The sequence below is a fragment of the Azospirillum terrae genome, assembly GCF_053470425.1.
Genome location: NZ_JBPXMR010000012.1, coordinates 82810 through 103996, shown reverse-complemented (window position 1 = coordinate 103996; position 21187 = coordinate 82810). Strand labels below are relative to the sequence as shown.

The window sequence follows — 21187 nt, the reverse complement described above, 5'->3', positions numbered from 1 at the left end:
TCAGTAGGAGCCTCCGTACAGCTCGGCCGCAAAGGGGTTGGAGAAGCCGCCGCCGCCACCGCCCACACCGGCCGCCGTGGCTTTGGTCTGGAAGTCGGCGTTGGAGACGTTGGCGAGCGTGGCGTCCGCCTTGAGCGGGCCGACGCCGAAGGTGTTGTTGCCGGTGACCACCACCGGCTTGCCGGCGTCGGCGACCAGGGCGGTGGGCAGCGCGTTGACCTGCGCCTGCTCCAGGAGCGCCTGGGCGTCGGCGATCACCTGATTGACCTGCTGGGCGATCTGCTGGGCCGACTGGACGGCGCTTTCGGCGCGGGTCACCACCGAGTTGAAGCTGTCGGTGGAGACGGTCGGGGCGCCGTCCGGCCCGAAGACGAACGCCTTGTCGGCGCGGGTCGCCGGGTCGGGCAGCTCGATGCCGGTGAAGGGGTCGTCCTCGCGCAGCCGCACGGTGCGGGTGAACTGGTCGGCGATCTGCTGGACCATGCAGACGATCTTGTCGAGATCGTCGTTCAAGGCGCCGATGGGGAACGGCCCGGTCAGCGGGAAGTCGGTGGTGCGCTTCAGCGGCAGCGCGCGCTTGATGGTGAGCGCGCAGTTGGTGACCGGCAGGATCATGTTGACCGTGCCGCCCTGGCTCAGACCGGCGCCGACCACCGTGTAATGGGTGCCCAGCGTCAGCGTGATCCCCACCCCGCCGGCCGTCTGGATGACCCGCAGGTCGCTGTCGTCGAAGAACGGGAAGGGAACGGAGAACGCCGCCTGCGGCACCGACGACACCGTGTAGGCGACGCGCGGCGTCACGTCGTTGATGATGATGGTCGCCATGGGCACCTCCGCCACGGACTATGCGGCGGCGGCGGGCACTCCTCTATGCACAAGGATGAACGATAAAACAGGAATACCTAGTGCTGTGCGCCAGACGGACCTTTACGTATGTAGCTGGGTTAGAGCGGCGAGGCGACGCCCCTTCGCCAAGCTATAAGCGACACGATCCGTCTGGCTCAGTCTGCTAGGCCTCTGAATGATGATATCCGCACAGGATAGCGGAGCAGGTCCAATATATTTTGTTATTTCTTCTTGCAAGCCAGGAGGACCAGATCAGAATCGCCAATACGGTCCTTGAACCTATCCATACTTCCACACGTCCATGTAACGTATACCGTTTTGAGTGTGTGATCGCAGGGATCATTGTTATTATGGTACTTTCTCAGCGTGAAGCCATTCAACTTCACGCTGCATTGTGCGCGCCCATTGCATTGCTTAAACGCTTCGGAAATATCGACGCCGGGTGGACTGCAGTTTTGCGCCCACATAGCCTCCTTGATTTTAATAGTATCTGCCGCTAACACTTCGGTGCTAAATAACGCCATCCATGTGACCGTCATTGCTATCCAGCGCATGGTGCCTCCACATTTTTCAGAGATGCAACTGCACTCGTTTAGACATCGAAAATTCTCGACAACACCGGAAGAACCTTTCGTCGCCGTTGCCGTGTCGGCCAAGCAAAGAATGCCTGAACTAATTTGCTTGAAACTCAAGTAAGATCAACGATAATGCGGAATGTATTATTTGGCAGCGCCAGACAAATTATATCGTTTGCAGCTTCGCAAATCTGCGGTGTCCGATCGTGTCAGCCGATCTACTTACGCAAACATCCGTCCGGTGCGGGCCGCCAGGGATCGGCGCCGCGGATGAGGCGCTCCTCAGTACGACAGAGGCGGTGGCAAATGTGAAGCGCTGACATCAGTCCAGCACTTCTGTCTCCGAGTGTTAATGCAGGGGCAAGGTAGCGGCTTTTCGCGTTGATCGCCTAATAGCTGTTATACCATGCGGCGGCGCAGTCGTCGTAATCAGCCTGGGGTCGTCCTGGAACGCGAGCCTCCCATGTCGAAGAAACGGTATTAGCATCCGGGCCGTTCCAAGGTTGGAGGTGCAAAACCATAAGGAGCCCCCCTTGTTGGCAGGCGGGGGCATACTGCGGATTAGGGGCACCCAACCATTGCGCCGCTGCTTGAGCTATTATCTTGCAATCTGAAACCTTAGCGGATGCCGGAACAAGAGTTGCGCTGACGTGCCCAGCTTCACTTAAGAAGCAGTATTTTGCAAAACGCTCAGCATTGGCAGCATTTGACCCAGAGGTTGTAACAACACATAAACCCAATATCATCAGAGCTAGAAGAGTTCTCATCGCGTTTCTCCCTGAGATGTGAGTAACGATGCGCACACCCCTTTGCTGTTGCAAGCTTCGGCGCAACGCTTCTCTCGGCTTTTGCCGGCGAGCCCACCCTTTGCGAATGTCGGCGCACGGCAATCAAGATCTTTTCACGGCTCAGCAGATTACTCAATGTCTCATGAGACTTAATCAATACCCATATCGCTCGAATAGGTTGCTGTGCGTGCATATTTTATCGAAGCCGTTTGTCATGCTGCAAACATATTCTCGTATGCAGCCATGCTCAGACAGCTCCATCTGCCCAACTGGCCAGACCAGACAGATCGTGTCGTATGCACTATCTGCTACGCATCCCGCTCTCCACGGCGTCGAACAGGCTGTCGGCCCACACCATGGTGTTCCACGGCAAGAGCCGGCGCGCAGCGTGGGCGCCCTGCGGCGTCATGTTGCGGTTCGCCATGTCGATCATCACCTTGCCGAGATCGAGCCCCATGCTGGCCGCCGGGCCTCCGGCGCTCTCCACCATGCCCGGCAGGCCGCGCGTCGCCGCCCGGTCGGCGGCGTTCACCACGTCGCCGACGATGCCGGCCACACCGGAGCGGTCCACCGCCCGGCCGATCCGCTCGCTCAACGTCCGCTCGCCCTTGTGACCGTTGAGCACGTCGCGGATCTCGTTGACGACGCCGCCCATGCCGGCCATCAGCGCCATGCCGACGAAGGCCGAGCGGTCGTGCTGCTGCAAGGCCGGCAGCGTGGTGCGCATCAGCCCCGAGAAGCCGAAGGCGCGGAACAGCATCAACAGGCTGCCCAACGGCTGCGACATGAACAGCGGCACGTCGCCCACCCCGCGCAGCGGCACCGTGCGGTCGATGTCCTCGCCCAGCGCCCGGCGGAACGCCGCCGCCGCATCCGCGTCCTGCCACTTGGCGGTGTTGGCGATCCACACGCCGTCCACGCTCTCGGCGTGCATCCCGGTCATCGCGGCGATGCGCTCGGCCATGGGTAAGTCGATGCCGGCGCGGGCCAGCTTCTCGACCCCCTCCCCGTCCAGGCCGCCCTTCGCCAGCTTCTCGGCGTCCTTGATGAGCCGGGTGCCGATCACCATCGAGGCCACCGTGCGCACGCTCTGGTCCACCCAGCTCAGCCCGTTGGCGACGAACGTCAGGTCGGCGACCTTCGACACCAGCCCCTCGGTGCCGGAGTAGCGGCCGAACACATCCCCGGTGTCCACCAGCATGGCGCCGCGGATGCCCATGGTGAGGTCCATCGCGGTGCCGGCCAGCTCGGCTTCGCGCCGGGCCATCTGCATGATGAGCGGCCGGGCGTCGCGGAACAGTGGCGCAAAGCCGGTCTTTAGCGTGCGCTCGAAGCCCTCGGTCATCACCGGGCGCATGAGGTCGATAGTCGCGGTCAGCGCCGCGCCGCCCATGTAGAGGATCGAGGCGGTCTGCTTGGCGAGGCGGACGGCGCGGCTCGACAGCGCCCACGGGTCCTGCGTCAGCCCCACCGCGCCGCGCAGCCGGTCGCGCAGGCCGACAATGCGCTCCAGGTCGGCCTTCATCTGGAGCCGCGCCTCAGCCGCGCCCTCCACGTCGCCGTTAGCACGGAAGGCGTCGATGCGGCTCCTCCAGGCGTCCTCGACCGCTTGGCGGTCGTGGTGCATGTTCAAGAGGCCGAAGTCCCAGCGCTGGTTCTGGTGGCGGACGATCTCGATGTCGGCCGACATGGTACGCACGTGGTGGCGCAGCACCGCCTCGGCGTTGCTCTCCAGGAAGAACTCGACCTGCTCGTCGGGGATGTCGAGGACGCGCCCGTGCAGGCTCATGGCGGTGCCGGTCACTTCCGCGTCGTCGAGGTGCTGGAACGGCTGGTCGTGCAGCAGCTTTTCCACCGTCTCCCTGGCCCGCGCCGCCGGGTCGCCGGGGCCGGCGTTGGTGCGCTTGTACCAGTCGGCGAGGATCGCCTCCAGATCGGCGCGGTGCTCGCTGATGCGGTCGTGGCGCCACACGCGCGGCAGGTAGCTGTCCGCGGTGGTGACCAGCGGCACCTTGCCCTCGACCGTGCGCAGCTCCTTCATCACCGTGTCGAGCTGGTCGCGCAGCGCCACCTCGTCGGCGCTCCAGCCGGCCACCGCCGGGTCCTTGGGCAGCGGCAGGTCGGCCTTGTCGCCAAGCCGGTCGCGCAGTCGCACGACGGCGCGGCGCTGCGTCTGCACCGCCTCGAACGAGCCCACGTCGGCCGCCTCCTGGGCGATCCGCTCGATGACCTGTCGGAAGCGCTTGGCGGTCGCCGCCACCTCGGGGACCGGGCTCACGTCGCCCCGGCGCATCGCCTTGCCGACCGCCTCCATGAAGTCGTCGTAGCCCATCCCCGACGAGCGGCGGATGAGGTCGGTGGCCTGAAGCTTCAACTGGTCGAGCACGGCGCCGCCCTTGCCGGTGCGCAGCGTGAGCCACTGGTTGGTGGCCTCGCGCAGGCTGTCGGCCAGCTCCGCGCGGTAGGGCCGCATCGCCGCCTCGATGGAGGTCTGCCGGGCGATGCCCTTGGCGTCCTGACGCAGAAAGAACGGGATCTCGACCATCTGCTCGACCAGCTCCTTGCTCTCGCGCAGGCCGGAGTTGAGCAGGCCCATCATCGGGTTGACCGTCAGGTGCTCCAGGCCGAAGGCCGGCTTGGGCGACAGATCGGCCATGATCTCGGCGTCGGTGCGCACCTGGGCGCCGGGCGCCTGGGCCGCCCCCATGCCCTGAAGCTCGTCCACCTGGGCCTTGCGGGCGGCGTTCATCTCGGCCTCGCCCGGCCGGTTGAAGTCCACGCTGCCGAGGTCGGCGGGCTTGGCGGCGCCCGTCTCCACGTCGAACTCCATCGGCCGCGGGGCCTCGGGCGGCGGCGGGCGGGCCGCCTCGAAGTCGTCCATCGCCCTGGTCATGCGCTGGGCCGGGCCGTGGAAGCGGCTGGCGAGCCCGCCGATGGCGTACCCCACCGCGCCGGACAACAGCGTGTTGAGCGCCGCCTCCTGCGCGCCACGCGAGCTGTCGATGCCGGCCAGCGTCGCCTGCTCGGCCGCCGCGGTGCCGCCCATCAAGAGTCCGGTCGCCGCCGCCGAGGTCTTCAGCCGGTTCTGCCACGCCAGCACCGGCACGGCGTTGGAGGGGTTGACCAGCGCGCCGATCATCGCCGCCACCGTGCCGCGGGTGCCGGCGTCGTTCAGCATCTCCTGGCGGTCCTTGTCCTCCTGGCGCTTCTGCAACAGCCACGTCGTCTCGTCCGCCGAGCCGGAGTGGGCAAACGCCTCGATGTCGGCGCCGATCTTCTGGAGCCGCTCGTCGCGGAGCGGGTTGTAGGCGGGGTCACTCTCGAAGCCCTTGTGGTGCTGCCACTCCCAGGCCAGCCGCGCCGGCAGGCTCTCGCGCAGCAGCCCGGCGCCCAGCAGCTCGACGAAGCTCGGCGCCGGGTCGTCGTTGCCGATGGGCTCGGGGGTGAGGACGCCGGTCGGGATCGCGTCGGCCATCAGTCGGTGTTCCTGTCGATCTCAAGCGGCCCCGGCACGTACGGCGCGGCCGGCGGGCTCTCCTTGCGGAGCTTCTGGTAGGCGCCGCTGGCCGCCCCGGTCAGATCGTGCAGGTCGCGCTGGGAGCGCTCCAGCGGGTCGCCGAGCGCGCTGCCCAGGCGGGTCAGCAGGTCGTTGTAGACGCCAATCGCCATGCCGGGGACGACGGCCGGGATCTTCAGCCCGGTGTCCTCGGCGAAGCGCCGCGCCCAGGCGGTGCCGGCGCGGGCCGCCTCGACCTCGGCGCCGGGGCGGTCGGAGGGGCGGAAGGCGTCGATGATCGGCAGGTAGCGGTCCTCGTGGTTGAGGAACACCCGATACGCCGGCTTCGACGACGGCGTGGGCTTTTGCGACACCTGAAGCTCGATCAGGCCGGCGGCCAGCATCTTCTTCACGTCCAGCTCGGTGAGGTCGCGGCTGATCGGCGCGAAGCCGCCGGCCGCCAACTTCGACAGGATGTCGCCGTTCAGCACCGGCTGCTGGACGGCGGCGGCGGCGAGGCCCGCCAACTGGCCGATGTCCTTGGCCCAACTGTCTTCCTTGACGCGCAGCGTGTTCAGTTTGGCGGTGACGGCGCCGACCAGATCGTCGCGGAACACGTCGGCCGGGTAGAACGCCTCCGGGGCGTAGGGGCGCAGCTTGGGCGTCAGGTCGTCGCCGGGCCGGCGCAGATAAGTCGAGTAGGCCGACACCTTGCGGGCCTCGCCCGCCGCCGCCTCCACCGCGGCTTCCGGCTTGGTGAACTCCGGCACGTTGGCGAGCGCGTTCTTGGTGACCAGCTCGCGGAAGCGTTCGTCGGTGCGCGGGGCGAGCCACTGCGACAGCGCGTTGTCGCCGCCCAGCGACAGCGCCGAGGCCGCCGCCTGTGCCAGCATGCCCGGCGCCGTCTCCTTGGCGACCAGCTCGCCCAGCTTGGCCTGCTGCTTCTCCGGGGTGTCGCCGAGCTGCGCCCAGCGCTCGGCCCGCCAGTTCTCGACGTTGGAGCGCGCGAGGTTCATCCGCTCGTTGTGGCGGATCAGCGACGAGCCACGCTCGCCCATCAGCTCGACGATGCGGTCGGTGGCCGGCTTGCCGATCAGGTCGGGGAAGTGCTCGGTGACGTAGCTCATGCCCTTGCCGCCGGCCAGCCTTTCCACGAAGCCCACGGCGTTCTCCAGGGCACCGACCTGCTTCTCGTCGCCCGCGTCGGCCAGCGCGTGGATGTTCTGGAGCTGGCGCACCGCATAGGTCGGCAGCAGGCCGAGCTGGCTGAAGGTGTCGCCCAGCGCCGTGTGGTCGTTGCCGTCGAACACCGACAGCTCGTGGCCGTAGGCGCGCTTGGTCAGCCAGTCCACCGCCTCCAGCGTCTTGGCGTTGGCCGGCGGGCGTCCGCCCATCGAGCGGGTCACCGCCAGATCCTTGATCGTCTCGGCCAGCGTGTTGCGCTTGTCGAAGCTGGCGCGGGCGTAGTTGATGAGTTCGGTGGAGATGCTGTCGGGGTCCTTGCCGAACCGGCCGGCGATGCCGAGCGCGGCGGCGCGGAACTTCCCCGGATCGCTCACCGGATCGAAGCTGTCCATGGCGTCGATCTGGTTTTTGAAGTCCTGCATCGTCTTGCCGAAGTTGAAGGCAAGATCGGCGGTCTTGGTGTTCACCTCGGCCGACTTGGCGGCCTGGAGCACGGCGGCGTGGCTCTGCACCATGCCGGCCGCCTGCCGGGCCTCCAGCTCGCTGTAGCCGTACTTGGCCGGGTTCGACTGGATGTCGGCCGAGAGCGCGCTCAGCACGTCCACGCCCGTGCCGTACTTGCCCTCCAGGGTGGCGGCGGCGGCGGTGTCCCCCATCTTGCGGGCCGCCCAGGCGCGCACGTCGCCGGCCGTCATGCCGGCGAGGAACTTGTTGGCCTTGATCGCCTTGTCGGGGACGGCGCGCTCGCCGTTGCCCAGCTTGATCTGGTCGAGCGGCGTCGAAGGGTCGGCGGTCAGCGCCGCCGCCGCGCCCCCGGCGCCGAGGAAGTGGGCGAGGTACAGCTCGCCGCGCCCGACCCCGACGACGCCGGAGCGGCGCAGCAGGTCGTAGTTCTCGCTCGTGAAGGAGCGCATGACGCGGCCCTGGATCGCCTTGTCCTGGCGCAGCGCCAGGATCTCGCCGTCCGAGTTGCCGGCGGCCAGATCGGGATGGTTGCGCTTGACCTGATCGAGCCACGTGCTGTCGATGAACTGGTAGAGCCCGGTGGCCGAGCTGTGCGGGTTCTTGGCCGTCCCGTCGCCGCCGCTCTCGGCCTGCCCGACCAGCGCCAGATAGCCGTCGAGCGGCCCCTCCCCGGCCGCGCCCGCCTCGCGCTGGCGCCACAGCGCGTCCGCCCGGCCCATGATCGGGCCGACGCGCTGGATGCGCTGGGCGTGCTGGCGCAGCTCCACCGCGCCCTTGTAGTCGTGCGCCGCCTCCAGCGCCGTGGCGAGGCTTTCCACCTCCTGGCTCGCCTTGGCGAGCCCGGCGGCGTCGCCGGCCACCGAGTAGCCGTACATGTCGCGGAGCTGGTTCTCGGCGTCGCCGGTCAAGGCGGCGTGGCGCTGCGCGTCCTGGTCCTTGAGCACGTTGGAGAGGATCGACGCCTTGAACTGGCCGCCCACCTCGGCGAGGTCGAGCTTCAGCGCGCCGCGCAGCTCGGCCGGCGCCTCGCTGGTCTGGCGCTCGATCCAGGTCTTGACGAAGGCGTCGAACGTCTCCGGGTCGCGGCTGTTGCGCACCGCCGCCAGACGGAACTGCTCGTGCGCGCTGGTGCGCGCGGCGGCCACGTACGACGTGATGGCGGCCTGATTGAAGGCGTCGCCGTAGTAGCTGCCCGGCTGGTAGAGGCGCACCGGCTTGATGTAGCCGTCCTCGTCGCGTGCGATGGCGTTGGCGGCGTCGAAGCGCGCCTGGGTGACCTGCTGCTGGCCGTAGGTGCGAAACGCGTCGGCCGAGATGCCGCGAAACAGGTCGGCGGCGGCGAAGAACCCGCTGCCCATCTTACACCCCTCCCCCGAGCCTGCCGGTGCCACCGATGGCGTTGGAGCCGATCACGCCGCCGCCGCTGTAGGACGGCCCATAACTGATCGGAGTTGATGGCTGAAGTTGTGCCCAAAGCCTCGGGATATTCTCGCTGGCCGTCCACAGCGAGCTGGAGATGCCCGCCATGCCCTGCCATGTCGCGGACGACGACTGAATGTTTCCCATGGTCTGCGCGTAGGCGTTGCGGTGCACCGCGGCGGCGACGTTGTTCTTGGCGTCGATCTGCGCGTTCTCCATGCGGAAGGCGTCCTCCATGGCGTGCTGCGCCGACTGGACGCCGTGCTCGAAGTCGAGGTCGCCCAGGCGCGTCTGCATGTCGAGCACGCCGGCCTTGATGCCGCTGGAGAAGTCCAGGTAGCCGCTCTCCAGTTGCCGGTTGGCGTCGTAGGTCATCCGCGCGAAGTCCTGGTCCTGGCGCTGGGTGAGCGACAGGTACTCCAGGTCGTTCTGCCGGCGCAGCCCGTCGAGCTGGAGCTGACCCATGCGGATCTCGCGGTCCAGCCCGATCTCGATGCCCTTTTGCGTGCGGAAGCGCTCCAGGTCGGCGGTCAGCCCGGCGACCTGCATCAGCCCGCGGTCGAGCTTGAGCCGGGCGTCGTCGGTGGCCTGCTGGATGGCGCCTTGCTTCGCCATCACCTTGGCGGCGGTGGCCGCCCCGCCCGCCACGCCGCGCGCCGCCGCGGTGGCGACGAGGCGCCCGACCCCGAAGCGCAGCTCCATGGCGCGCGACGCCTGTTTGCCGATGTGGTCCGCCACCGCGGCGTCATCGCGCAGCGCCAGCTCCTTGGCGGCCAGCGCGTGCTTCTCGACCGCCGCGCCCATCTGGTTGCCGGCGTCCTCGACGGCGAAGCCGATGCGCGCCGCCACCTCGGCGCCGGCCTGCTGCTCCTTCTCGCTTATGCTGAGCCGCGCCAGCGCCCGGTCGTCGCCCTGCTGCGCCGCGGTCAGGTCGAGCGCGCCCTGCAACTGGTCGTGGGTCAGTTGCAGCTTGTCCCAGCCGTTCTGCGCCCCGGCGACCAGCGTGCGCAGGCCCTTGCTGAGCGTGTAGTCGTAGGTGTCCCGGTACTGGCTTTCCCGGAAGTCCGCCGACTGCTTCTGCTGGCTGTCGATGGACGCCAAGAGGTCGGCGTTGTACGCCTTGGTGTCCTCGGCGGCCTGTTCCGCCTGCTCCTGCCCGGCGCGTGCGGCCTGCTTCTGGGCCTGCATGCCCTTGACGGTGGCGGCGACGCTGGCGACGCTGGCGACGACGCCGACCACGGCGGCTACGGGTGGCATCAGTAAGAAACCTCCAGTTGCAGGCCCAGCACGGTGAGCGGAAGCGGGTACGCCTGGGTCAGGGTGATCTGCGCGGTCTTGGTCCAGCCGAGCAGGCGGAACTCGTGGGCGCCGGTCTTGGCGTCGGGCACCGCCCCCAGGTCCGAGGTGACCGAGTAGACGGCGAGGTGGTGGCCCTGCACGTCGATGGTGACGCTCTCGTCGATCCACACCGCGCACTTGAGGATGCGCTTGGGGATGTTGGCGACGTTGACGCCCTGGACGCTGACCAGCGGCAGCGTGACGATCTTGAACGGGTAATCGAGGCCGACCTCGCAGGCCGGCAGCGCGGTGGCGAGCGGGCCGTCCTGCACGGCGCCGTCGATGGCGGTGGCCCAGGCGGCGTAGTAGGCGCGGCCCTGGACCGCGTGCACCGTCTTGCCCGGCAGATGCGCCAGCGCCGGCACCGTGGTCGGCTCGTCCAGCGCCGCCGCGCTGTCCAGGGTGAGGGTGGGGTCCAGGCGCTCCAGATAGGTGACCGCGGCGCCGTTGACGGTGCGCTCGACGGCCAGGAAGACGAAGCCGTCCACCACCCGCACCGCCTTGAAGGCGCCGTCCGTGGTCCACGGCGTCCAGCCGGCGATCTCCTCCTTCTTCAGCCCGTGGAACACCGCCAGCGTGCCGTCCGCGTTGACGACGTAGGCGTACTGCTCCTCGTTGGTGTCGGCACCGACCTGCACGTCCATGTCCACGGGCGACCGGATCAGGTGGCTCGACATCACGCTCAAGGGGTGGCTGGAATAGGCCGTCTCGGTGTCGGTGAAGATGAACTCGCGCACCGCCGTGCCGGAGAACTGGATGAACAGCACGGCGCCGTCGAACACCACCGGGCGCACCCAGGCGGCGCCGTATTCGGTCTGCTTGCGCACCGAGATGGTCGAGCCGCTCAACGGCTGGCTTTCCAGTTGCGGCGCGTAGAACTCGGCGCCGTTGGTCAGCACCACCAGATGCCGGTGGCTGACCAGATGGCGGATCTGGCTGGCCTGCGTCAGCTCGTAGGAGAAGCCGGCGTCGTCCTCGCCGAGGCCGGGGTCGAAGTTGTAATAGTCGCTGGTTGCCGACGACCAGTAGCGGTTCGGCAGGCTCTTGGAGCCGCCCAGGAACAGCCGGTCCTCGTGGAAGGTGCCGCACACCGGCCAGCCGCGGTCGGTGGAGAACGCCGGCTCGTCCCACTCGGTGGTGGCCGGCGGCGTGCCCACCGCCGCCCCCGCCGCGGTCAGCTTCGAGCTGGTGGTGCCCGACACCAGATAGCGCAAGATGGCGGCCTCGTACTCAAACTGCTGGGCGCGGTCGAGCATCAGCACCGTGAGGTGGGTGGCGTCCGGCTTGGCGGTGATGACGCCCAAGGCGTCGCCGGCCGTCGAGCGGACCCGCTGGCCGACGATGAAGGCGGTGCTGTCGCTCACCGGGTAGTCGTAGGCTTTCGCCAACGTCTCGCGGCAGGTGCCGCTCATCACCGTGGCGCTGGTGAAGCCGGTCAGCAGGATTTCGGTGCCGGCGTAGCGGATGATCTTGCCGACCCAGGCGGCGGTGAAGATGCCGGACGAGGCGGTGAGGGTGATCGAGCCGGTGTAGGCCGAAGGCTGGAGGGTGATGTTCTCGGTTTCGTAGAAGCGGTGGAACGGACGGTAGCTGGGGGCGGCGTTGGCGGTGGCGCCGCCGAAGCCCCACACCACGTCGGCCGAGGTGAAGCTGGTGGCTCCCGTGCGACGGACCTCGCGCGGGGCCAAGTCGGGGTGGAACACCAGCATGACGTTGCCGGCCTGGGTCACCGAGAGCTGCGGGATCATCGCCGCGGTCCACGGCTGGCCGGTCAGCGCCGTCGCCAGCGTGCCGTCCGTCAGGTAGACGCGCAGGCCCGTGTGGTAGAAAACGAACAGGTAGGCTTGGCTCGGGCCGTAGGCGAACGTCTCCAGGCGCAGGGTGCCCAGCGCCGTCAGGTCGTCCAAAAAGCGGGTGCCGGGCCGCCGCCGCCCTCCCCCGTGCGCCAGCAGCGCCACGTTGGTGGCGGTCGCCACGGCGTCGCCGTAGGCGCGGGTGTCGGAGCGCATCAGCGCCCGCGGCGCCAGCTCGCCCTTGGTCAGGTTGGTCTTGGTGTCCTCGACGCGCGGCATCAGCGCGCCCCCTTCCAGCGCCCGACCTGCACGCGGTTGGCGGTGCGGCCCTGCGCGTCGGCGGTCTTGGCGAGCGCGAAGTAGTCCTTCGCCATGATCTCGAAGGTCTGCGCCATGGACGCCCGGTCGGCCAGCCCGGCGGCGAACACCGCAGCCATGCGCAGCGTCACCATTTCGACGACGTGCGGCTCCAGGAAGGCTTCGTCGCAGTCGAAGCCGAAGTCGCACAGCAGCGCCGCCTCGTCATACGAGAGGATCTTCAAGCCCTGCACGTCGAAGGTGACCGGCAAGCCGCTCACGTAGTCGCGCACCGCCCACACCTTCAGCGCTGAGGACGGGCGCTGCCACGCCTTCAGCCAAGGCAGGTAGGGGGTGTCGAGCAACTGGCCGAGGAGCTGGGTGTCCATGGCGCAGCGCCAGGGGTAGAGCGCCAGCACGGCGCGCTTCACGGTGTCGTAGTTGGCCTGGGCGACGACGGCCTCGGCGGTGCCGTCCGTAAACGACGCCAGCGGCGTGGCGCCGATGCGGGTGAGCGCGGCTTGGCAGATTGAGATCGGCGTGGTGGTCATGGCCCCTCCGGCGTCTGACCGGAGGATGGCGGCGGCGGGCGCGACCCCTCAATGCACGCTCACCCCGCGCGCAGCAGGTTCACCCAGCACCCCTCCAAGGTGATGCTGTTCGAGCCGGCGCCCGCCGTGCCCCACAGCGCCGCGAAGTTGATGGTCTGCGCCGCCGAGAAGTCGATGGCCGAAGCGGTGAAGGCGGTGCCGCCCGCGCCGATCACCGTCGAGGTGGCGCGCTCGCCGCCCTGGCTGTTCACGACGTTGCGGTTGAAGAGGAAGGAGTGGCTGACGAAGCTGGCCGAGGTGGTCGGGTCGGCCTGCGCCAGCACGGTCGCGCCGACCTTGGTCCGCAGCGACTTGATGGTCGCCGAGTTCGGGTAGCTCCAGAACGACACCAGCTCCAGCGCGTCGTTGACGCCGACCGTGCCGGCCGGGATGACGATGGAGCGCAGCGTGGTTTCCACGCCATCGGCGTCGGTCTTGCTGACCGCGGTGGTGAACTGGCCGAGACGGAGCACGCCGCCGCCCGAGACTGCGTGGATCATGGCTACGCCCCCACGCCGGGGGTGACGCGCAGGGTCACCGCGCCGGAGCCGAAGGTGAGGATGTGCGTGGCGCCGGCCGGCACACCCAGCACCTCGACCGAGCCGGCCAGCAGGCCGAGGCTGGTGGCGAAGGCGATGGTGTCGCCGCTCTTGCCGAAGCCGACGTGCACCGAGCCTGACGCCGGGGCCTCCAGGCGCACGCTGTCGGCACCGCCGACGAGCTGGGTGGCGAGCGAGGCGGCGGTGACGGCGATCTCGATGGTGGCGCCGGTCGGGCGGAAAGGCTGCACGGGGTCCTCCAGGAAAGGGGTGAAGGGGCCGAAGCCCCCTCGTCACGTCCCGTTGGTCGTGGTCACCGAGGCGGCGGCGGTGGCCGAGCTGACCACCAGCACGTCCACGGCGATGGTGCCGCCCGTGGAGGTGACGGCGATGATGGTGTCGCCGTTGTTCAGCACCTCGGAGAACGCGTTGAAGTAGTCGGCCGCGATCACCGTCGCGATGGCGTCGGCCGTCTTGTAGAAGAACACGCTGTTGCCGTTGCCGTGGGCAATGCGCTGGAACGTCGCGGCGGTGAACGCCATGGCGGTACCCTCCGGTCAAGCGATGACGACTTCGTAGCCGCCGATGTTGTCGATGGTGACGGCGGCCTGGGACATCGAGGTGGCGATGAACCACGCCTGCCGGGTGCCCTGCCACGTGATGTCCGGCTTCAACTCCTGGAGGATGCCGTGGCCGACCGCCGAGGAGTGGTAGACGAACGAGCGGGTCTTCGAGGAGCCGTTCTTCGGCAGGCCGGAGTGCGGCATCCAGGCGAAGTTCAGCCAGCGCTTGGCGACCATGCCGCCCTGGAAGGGCAGCTCGGACTGCGGGATGTATTCCATCCGCGTGAACTCCTGGAGCCCCATCAGCTTGGTCCACATGTCCGGCGAGGTCTGCCAGAAGCGCCGGCCGTCGTCGGGCACGTCGTCGCTGTTGAACTGCTCCATCAGCGCCAGCGCCAGGGCGGTGTTGAGGGTCTGCGCCACCGACGAGGCGTACTTCAGCAAGCCGCCGCCGGGGGTGCCCTTGGTGAGCGCGGCGGCGCCCATGGCGGTGAACAGAATGTCGTCGGTCTTGCGGCCATGCGCGTAGGACTGCGCCTGGGCGCAGAGCTGGCGCTCGTCGATGTTGGTCTTCAGCAGGTCGAGCGCGTCGATGTACTCGCCGTCGTAGTAATCGACCATGGTGAGGTCGATGTGGTCGTGCAGGGCGTTCTGCGGGGTGATCTCGGCGTGGCGCGCCTTGGTGGTCGGCATGCCGCGCTTGCCGTAGCGCTGGAAGCGGGTCTTCTCGGCCGGGCCGAAGTTGCGGGCGCGCACGGTGCCGCGGACCTTCGAGCCGGTGCGCTGGTAGGCGACCTTCACATCCGCACCGAACTGCATGATGAAGGCGTCGTCGATGGAGGGCGTCGTCATTGCGGTCCTCAAGGAACAGAGGGGGTATCCGCAGTCCGGTTCGTCCGCTCCTTGCGTTGGCTCCGGTTGTCCTCATGGGCCGGAAACGGAAAGGTCGGGCCATCTGCCTGATGAACCCGACCTATACCCGCAAGCCCGTCAGGGGCGTATGCACAGGCAGATCAGCGCCGGCCGCCCTTCTGCTGGCGCAGCGACAGCACCTTCCAACCCTGCTCGATCCTGTTGACGAAGGCCGGGTCGCGCTTCATCGGGTCGTAGTAGCGCGGGTCGCTCTGCATGGCGGTGAGCTGCTCGGCCGACAGCGTGCCGTCGCCCTGGCTGGTGCCGGAGATCGACAGGTCGCCCAGGCGCGGCTCGCCCATCTGCTCCTTCATCCACTCCAAGAACTGGATGCCGGCGGCGGTCTGGGCGATCTGTGCACCGACGAAGGTCAGGTGCTCCTTGGGGATGTTGGCCTCGGCCCACAGCTTGGTGCCGTCGATGCGCTCCCTGGCCTTGGCGCCGAGCACCTTGATCTCGGCCGCCGGGTCGGGGACCTGCATGGCGAGGCTTTCCAGGTAGGCGCCGACGCACTGGCTGAACTCGTCCTGGCTCAAGCCGCGGGCGTGGGCGATCTGGGTGAAGGTCTTGAACAGCGGGTCGTCGGCGTTGCCCTGGAACTCCAACCCCTCGGGCAGGAAGCCCTTGGGCGGCGCCAGCACGTACTGGTCGGCGCTGGCCGGACGGTCCTTGAACAGCCCGCCCTTGACCTCCTCCTCGACCGTCTTGCGCAGGTCGTCGGAGCGCATGTGGTGCCGGCGCTCCAGCTCCACGTAGCTCTTGCCGAGATCCTCGACGCGCGGCGCTCGTCTCTCGGCGTCCCAGAACTTCTCCGGGATGTAGTCGGGGCGCACCACCTCGGGGGCGGCGGCGGGCTTCTCCACCGGGGCGGCCACCGACACGCCGGCGTGGGCGTCGGCGACCGGGCGCTCGGCCACCGCCGTCCCACCGCCCGCGGGGGCACCGCCGCCGCCCTCCTCGCCTTGGTGCAGCACGGCGGTCGCCAGCAGCATGAAATTCAACGCGCGCATGGTCTACTCCTTGACCTTCAGTTCGATTTGGGCGGCGCCCGTGTAGCGGACGAGCTGGTCGCCGGGGCCGGGGATCTGGCCGGGCAGGCGGCGCACGTCCTGGAGGGTCCAGGTGATGTCGCCCGCGCAGTAGACGCAGCCGCCGCCGACATCGGTGCCGAGCACCTCGAAGACCTCCTCGATCTCGGCCGCCGGGCGCTCGGGTTCGGCCAGCGCGGCGGCGAGGTCCGGCATCTCCGGCGGCGCCATGGCGTCGGCGAGGCTGGCCTGCGCCACGCGGCCGGACGAGCCGAAGCTGACCGGGCGCTCGGGCACGGGCGCGTCGTGCATCACCGGCCGGCGGGTGACCACCGGGGCGGTGATGTCGTCGGTGGACGGCTCCGGCGGGGCGCTTGGGGCCTCGGGGACCGCGGCGGCCTGGGCCGCCTTGCGCTTGGCGGCGGACGCCAGACCGGCCGTGCGCGCCCGCTCGCGGCGGGCTTCCTTCGAGAAATCGCTCATGCTTTACCTCCGGGTGGTGGCGGACAGGCGGGCCTCGATCAGCTTGACCAAGTGCCGCATGCCCTCCTGGTGGCGCAGCTCGGCGTCGCTGCGCGAGGGGTCGAGCACCGCCTCCACGGTCACCGTGCGCAGCCACGTGAGGCACGCCTCGCCGGGTGCGGTGGTGAAGGTGTGGAAGACGGCGCTGTTGAGTTCGGCCTCCTCCTGCGGGGCGCGCAGGTAGCCGTCCAGGCCGCGCACCTTGCCGCTGTCCGGCGGCTTGGGCAGGGGGTCACCGAGCTTGCGCGGCATCAGGCGGCCTTCCGCGGCTGGCCGTGGATGCAGATGGTGCGGTCCACGCGCCAGCCGGGGTGCGCCTCGGTCCACCGGGCGCCTTCCACTTGGCCGGCGAGGGGGCACGACACCATGGTCAGGTCTTCGACCTCGGGGCGCACCGTCTTGCACTCGGGGCTGGACAGCGAGCACACCACCAGCAGCAACGTCACCAGCATCACGGACCTCCGGCCTGGGCGGCGCGCATCTGCGCCATGATCTGCTGGGCCTGCCCGCTGTCGCGCACGACCTTCTCGGGGATGCCCATCTTCTCGGCCGAGTAGCGCCCCACCTCGTCGGGGTTCGAGATGATCGCCATCATCTCCGGCCCGTAGTGCTGGGCCAGCATCTCCAGCCACGCGAAGATGTTGCGCACGCTCTCCTGCTCCTGGGCGCGGGCCAGCGGCGACACTGCGACGATCTTGACCGCCCGGCCGTTGACCTGCGGGATCTCGATGCGGCCCTGGCGCTGGAGGATGTGGATGACGCGCTTCAGCAAGGGCTGCACGCACTCAACCTGGATGCGCTGGAACGGCGAGCCGATCCGGCGGGCCATGTCGGCTTGGCGCTCGCGCACCTCGGTGGCCGACATCGGCGTACCCTCGGGCGGGCCGAGCATCTCGTCGTAGAGCGCGCGCTTGATGTCGGCGCGGAGCTGCTCCAACAGGAAGTCGCCCCACTTGAGGTTGGAGGACGGCTGCAACGGCTGGAGGCCGCGCGAGCCGGGCGCCACGGGGACGATGACGCCGGGGCCGATCTGCACCGTGGACGGGTTGAGCACGCCGTCGTCATCGGCCTGCCACATGCCGGCGGTCGCCAGTTCGGCGGCGTCGAGCATGTCGCGCACGATCAGGTTGGCGGTCTTCACCGCCGAGAGCGCGTTCATCATCGGGCCGCGCCCGTACAGCTCGCCGGCCGCCTTCGCCCAGCGGAAGTTGACGTAGGGGTAGCTGCCGTCGCCCGCGTACTGGTGCATCTGGAGCACCGTGTTGGTCTGCGACAGAAAGCAGACGTAGGCGTGCACCGTGTCCTCGCGGACCTGCCACATGCGCCACGTGGCGTGGATGACCTCGTGGTCCTGGGTCGGGTTGCCCTGGATCAGCTCGCGGGCCTGCGGGTCGGCGAGCGCGCGGGGGTAGCGCACGCCCAGCGCCTCGGCCGAGAGCTTCTCGATGCGGAAGTTGGCGTCCGGCTGGCCCTTCGGCCCCATGCCCCAGATGTTGTGGGTCATCGGCACGGCCAGAAACTCGATGGGCTTGTCGATGCCCTCCTCGACCAAGAGCGAGGCGTGCCCCACCCCGAGATCGAGGAAGCACTCGTGGATCTGGCTGTCCAGGTTGCTGTCGCGCAGCACCTCGAACACGTAGTCGGCCACCTCGTCGAGCTTGGCGCGCAGCATCGGCCGCATGCCGGCCGGGATCTGCGTGCCGGGCACCAGATCGGCCCAGCGCACGAACGGCGGCATGATGCCGGCGTGCAGGCGCGAGGCGAACTCCGACAGGCTGACCACCGCGGTCATGTCGAACAGCTCGACGCCGCGCTTGTCGCCCTCCATGCCGATGCCGGCGACGCCCTGGTAGAAGGCGTCGCGCTGCGGCAGGCCGAAGTCGTAGGCTTCGGTCCACAGCGGCACCCAGCGGTCCCAGCGGGTCTTCTCGCGCTCGAAGCGCTTGAAGGCGTAGTCCACCATCGGGTGGACCTGCCCGGCCAGCGCCCCGCCGGACGGCGCCGGCACGAGATCAGTTGCCACCCAGCGTCCCCCTCATCATGCCGACCGAGCCGAAGCCGGAGGAGGCGCCGAACAGGCTGGAGCGGCCCATGCGGCGGCGGCGCTCGCTGGCCCGCATGTCGGCCTGCTGCATCTCCAGGAGCGTGCCGACCAGCGGGTTGCTCGCCTGCTCGGGCTTGTCCACGGTGGGCTTGGCGGTGATCGGGTCGGCGACGGTGGTGCCGAACAGACTGCCGCCGTTGACCAGCTTGGTCGCGGTGGCGATGGCGCCCTGGTAGGACGACATGCGCGCCGGGTCGGCGTTCAGCCACGCGCCGTGCTCGGGCGTGGCGAAGCTGCCGGTGTAGCCGGTGGCCCGCGCGATCTGCTGGTTCATCCCGCGGGTGATGCCGGGGAAGCCGGGGTTGAAGTTCTGGTTGAGCCACTGGTCGGAGCCGACCACCTGATCGTCGTCGGTCGGGTCGTCGGTCTGCGCGGCGGCGTAGCCTTGGTGGATGGCGGCTTGGTAGACCTCCATGCGGCCGGGCACGGCGTTCAGCCAGCGCTCGTGGTCGCCGTTGCCGTGCATCCCGGTGTAGCCGAGGTTGCGGGCGATGCGCTGGTTGTTGGTCAGGCCGTCCGAACCCTTGTCCTGGTTCATCCAGCCGGCGAGGTCGCGCCCGTTGGCCTGGGTGGCGCGGACGACGGGCTTAGTGGCCGCCACGGCGGGCCTCCTTCTCCAGAGTGCGGAAGAACTGCGGCGGCGTGAGCGCCCGCCACGGCTTGACGCCCAGGAGGTGCGCGAGGTAGCTGGCGCAGTGCAGGGGCCAGCCGTACTGGCCGCGCCGCTTCTCGTCGTTGGCGACGACGAACACCGTGCCGTCGAGCGCCTGCATGGCGTGGGCGTGGACGCCGGCCATCCCGGCGTCGTCGAGGATGTCCACCTCGATGCCGCGCTGGGCGCTCTCGGTGACCATCCACTGGTCGGGGCCGAGCCGCGCCGCCGCGAAGCAATGCTGGCGGCCCTTGGGGAACACCCAAGACCACCAGCCCGGCGTCGTCGCGGTGACGAAGTAGACGTGCCATTCCTGGACGTTCATCGGCGGCTCCTCAGTCGCTCGAAGGGGCTCCCCGCCCGCTTCGCCACCACCGGCTTACTCGCCTGCCCGGCATGGACCAATGCACGGCCCTCACCGCCGCCGAGCAGCATGTACTGCAAGGCTTCGGCGACGTGGCTGTAGCGGTTTTTGTTGGGCTTCTCCTCGAAGCGCGGCGCCGAGCCCAAGACCTGGATGCGGCGGTACTGGTAGCCGCCGCCGCACGCCTTGCGCAGCACCTTGCAGCGCTTGGCGATCAGGATGGCCGGGCGGCCCTCGACCAGCTTGGCGAACACCTCGTTCACCGCGTCGATGCGCAAGGACAGGTCGTTGCTGGTGGCCGGGTAGACCGGCAGGCCGAGCGCGCGCATCACCATGAACGGCGTCTCCTCGTCGGTCTGGACGCGGATGTCGCCGGCCGGGTCGCCGGTGCCGTGCAGCAGGCGCTTGGCCGTCTCCGGGGTGGTCAGGGTCCACGGGTAGTGCTCGGCGAGGAGCTGCTTGACCAGCGCGCCGTGCCGCTTGGCGCCCATGTCCTTCGAGCAGATTTCAAACTGGATGACCCAGCGCCCGTTGACCCTCTGGGCGAACACCGTGGCCGGCGTCAGGCCGTAGTCCTGGCCGAGGTAGACCGGCAGCCCCTCGACCGGATCGAAGTCCTCGTCGGGGGCGTGGATCTCGGGGCTGTACTGGTCGTAGATCGGCTTGCCGTCCTCGATGGCGCCGAGGCGGTTCATCACGTAGATGTTGATCCAGGTCTTCGACTTGCCGCGGATCAGGTTGTCGTAGTAATCGGGCCGCAGGTACTTGTGGTTCTCGCCCTGCTCGTTGAGCCGGTAGCCGATCAGCTTGCGGTGCTTGCCGACGCCCTCGTAGACCTCGGCCATGGCCGGCGGCTGGGTGAAGAACTGCCAGTTGTCGGGCTTGACGAGCATCAGCAGCTCGTCCTCGTCCATCCACTCCGGCGGCGGCGCCTCGCCCGACAAGAGCGGCCACCAGTGGTCGTCGTCGGGGCTGTTGGTGTCCATGATGACGCCGGCCCACTTCGAGCCGCCGTCGCGCATCGACGGGAAGCGGCCGACCCGGCTCGTAGCGCCGTCGATGATCTCCTTGGGCACCTCGCGCGCCTCGTTGATCCAGCAGCCGGTCAGCTCCAGCGAGAGCAGCTTCTTCACGTCGTCGGGGCGGTCGAGCGCCAGGAAGATCACCTCCAGGTCGATGCCGTAGCGCTGGATGTGGTGGGTGTAGGGCGGCGACCAGTTGAACTTGCCGAAGTCCTCCTCGGGGAACCAGTCGAGCCACGTCTTGATGGTGGTGGTCTTTAGCTCGGGCGCGGTGTTGCGGATCACCGCCCAGCGGGCGCGCCGCGGGTTGCCGGCCGCGGGCGGCTTGGAGCGGTCCTTCGGCCACTCCTCCAGGGTGCGGCGCAGGATCTCGACGGCGCACTCCACCGACTTGCCGGAGCCGATGGGGCCGCGGATGCCGCGCACGAAGGCTTGCGAGCGCAAAAACGCCTTCAGCGTGGCGCCGTCCGGCGCGTAGTCAAAGGCCGGCATCAGCGCCTCCGCTTGCCATCGGCCTTGATCCAGTGCGGGCCGTCGCCGTCCGCGCGCCCGCCGACGTGCCAGCGCCCGCAGAAGGCGCAGCGGTAGGCGGCGCAGCCGTACTTGCGCGCCACGCGCCACGCGAGCGTCGGGTTGGGATAGGGATGCTTGCCGACGCAGCCGGCGAGCTGCACCTCCTCGCGCGACAC

19 protein-coding genes are annotated in these 21187 nt (G+C 68.8%); all 19 read right to left on the bottom strand.

The genetic code is table 11. The features are described 5' to 3' along the window. Nucleotides 1-825: a hypothetical protein gene (locus ACSVDD_RS23890; RefSeq protein WP_448191912.1), complete on the bottom strand. Its 825-nt coding sequence runs from the start codon at nucleotides 823-825 to the stop codon at nucleotides 1-3. A 1685-nt stretch (nucleotides 826-2510) separates the two neighbouring features. Next, on the bottom strand, nucleotides 2511-5684 hold the full coding sequence (locus ACSVDD_RS23885; protein WP_448191911.1) for a hypothetical protein: 3174 nt from the start codon (nucleotides 5682-5684) through the stop codon (nucleotides 2511-2513). Next, nucleotides 5684-8713: a lytic transglycosylase domain-containing protein gene (locus ACSVDD_RS23880; protein ID WP_448191910.1), complete on the bottom strand. Its 3030-nt coding sequence runs from the start codon at nucleotides 8711-8713 to the stop codon at nucleotides 5684-5686. The genes ACSVDD_RS23885 and ACSVDD_RS23880 overlap by 1 nt, the downstream gene beginning before the upstream one ends. 1 nt (nucleotide 8714) lies before the next feature. Continuing rightward, complete coding sequence (locus ACSVDD_RS23875; RefSeq protein WP_448191909.1) at nucleotides 8715-10031, bottom strand: hypothetical protein; 1317 nt, start codon at nucleotides 10029-10031, stop codon at nucleotides 8715-8717. After that, the gene (locus ACSVDD_RS23870; protein WP_448191908.1) at nucleotides 10031-12184 is read right to left on the bottom strand and encodes a phage tail protein; all 2154 of its coding nucleotides are present in this window, start codon (nucleotides 12182-12184) and stop codon (nucleotides 10031-10033) included. Before ACSVDD_RS23870 ends, ACSVDD_RS23875 begins: the two co-directional genes overlap by 1 nt. Continuing rightward, nucleotides 12184-12753, bottom strand: coding sequence for a phage connector family protein (locus tag ACSVDD_RS23865; RefSeq protein WP_448191907.1), 570 nt, complete (start codon nucleotides 12751-12753; stop codon nucleotides 12184-12186). The genes ACSVDD_RS23870 and ACSVDD_RS23865 overlap by 1 nt, the downstream gene beginning before the upstream one ends. A gap of 59 nt (nucleotides 12754-12812) precedes the next feature. After that, a complete protein-coding gene (locus tag ACSVDD_RS23860; RefSeq protein ID WP_448191906.1) occupies nucleotides 12813-13292 on the bottom strand; it encodes a hypothetical protein in 480 nt (159 codons plus the stop codon). Between the two features lie 2 nt (nucleotides 13293-13294). Beyond that, nucleotides 13295-13582 (bottom strand): hypothetical protein, encoded by a 288-nt coding sequence (locus ACSVDD_RS23855; RefSeq protein WP_448191905.1) that lies wholly within the window; start codon nucleotides 13580-13582, stop codon nucleotides 13295-13297. A gap of 42 nt (nucleotides 13583-13624) precedes the next feature. Next, complete coding sequence (locus tag ACSVDD_RS23850; RefSeq protein ID WP_448191904.1) at nucleotides 13625-13873, bottom strand: hypothetical protein; 249 nt, start codon at nucleotides 13871-13873, stop codon at nucleotides 13625-13627. Between the two features lie 15 nt (nucleotides 13874-13888). Next, nucleotides 13889-14746, bottom strand: coding sequence for a phage capsid protein (locus tag ACSVDD_RS23845; RefSeq protein WP_448191903.1), 858 nt, complete (start codon nucleotides 14744-14746; stop codon nucleotides 13889-13891). A gap of 161 nt (nucleotides 14747-14907) precedes the next feature. After that, nucleotides 14908-15816: a capsid assembly protein gene (locus ACSVDD_RS23840; protein ID WP_448191902.1), complete on the bottom strand. Its 909-nt coding sequence runs from the start codon at nucleotides 15814-15816 to the stop codon at nucleotides 14908-14910. Between the two features lie 3 nt (nucleotides 15817-15819). Further along, nucleotides 15820-16317 (bottom strand): hypothetical protein, encoded by a 498-nt coding sequence (locus ACSVDD_RS23835; RefSeq protein WP_448191901.1) that lies wholly within the window; start codon nucleotides 16315-16317, stop codon nucleotides 15820-15822. Nucleotides 16318-16320: 3 nt separating this feature from the next. Next, nucleotides 16321-16608, bottom strand: coding sequence for a hypothetical protein (locus ACSVDD_RS23830; RefSeq protein WP_448191900.1), 288 nt, complete (start codon nucleotides 16606-16608; stop codon nucleotides 16321-16323). Then, the gene (locus tag ACSVDD_RS23825) at nucleotides 16608-16808 is read right to left on the bottom strand and encodes a hypothetical protein (RefSeq protein WP_448191899.1); all 201 of its coding nucleotides are present in this window, start codon (nucleotides 16806-16808) and stop codon (nucleotides 16608-16610) included. Before ACSVDD_RS23825 ends, ACSVDD_RS23830 begins: the two co-directional genes overlap by 1 nt. Beyond that, nucleotides 16808-18379 (bottom strand): portal protein, encoded by a 1572-nt coding sequence (locus ACSVDD_RS23820; RefSeq protein ID WP_448191898.1) that lies wholly within the window; start codon nucleotides 18377-18379, stop codon nucleotides 16808-16810. Before ACSVDD_RS23820 ends, ACSVDD_RS23825 begins: the two co-directional genes overlap by 1 nt. After that, nucleotides 18369-19061, bottom strand: coding sequence for a hypothetical protein (locus ACSVDD_RS23815; protein WP_448191897.1), 693 nt, complete (start codon nucleotides 19059-19061; stop codon nucleotides 18369-18371). Before ACSVDD_RS23815 ends, ACSVDD_RS23820 begins: the two co-directional genes overlap by 11 nt. Further along, nucleotides 19048-19437 carry a hypothetical protein gene (locus ACSVDD_RS23810; protein WP_448191896.1) on the bottom strand — a complete coding sequence of 130 codons (390 nt, stop codon included), beginning with the start codon at nucleotides 19435-19437 and terminating at the stop codon, nucleotides 19048-19050. The genes ACSVDD_RS23815 and ACSVDD_RS23810 overlap by 14 nt, the downstream gene beginning before the upstream one ends. Beyond that, nucleotides 19434-20990, bottom strand: a complete 1557-nt coding sequence (locus ACSVDD_RS23805; RefSeq protein ID WP_448191895.1) for a terminase large subunit domain-containing protein — start codon at nucleotides 20988-20990, stop codon at nucleotides 19434-19436. The genes ACSVDD_RS23810 and ACSVDD_RS23805 overlap by 4 nt, the downstream gene beginning before the upstream one ends. Continuing rightward, complete coding sequence (locus tag ACSVDD_RS23800) at nucleotides 20990-21187, bottom strand: hypothetical protein (RefSeq protein WP_448191894.1); 198 nt, start codon at nucleotides 21185-21187, stop codon at nucleotides 20990-20992. Before ACSVDD_RS23800 ends, ACSVDD_RS23805 begins: the two co-directional genes overlap by 1 nt.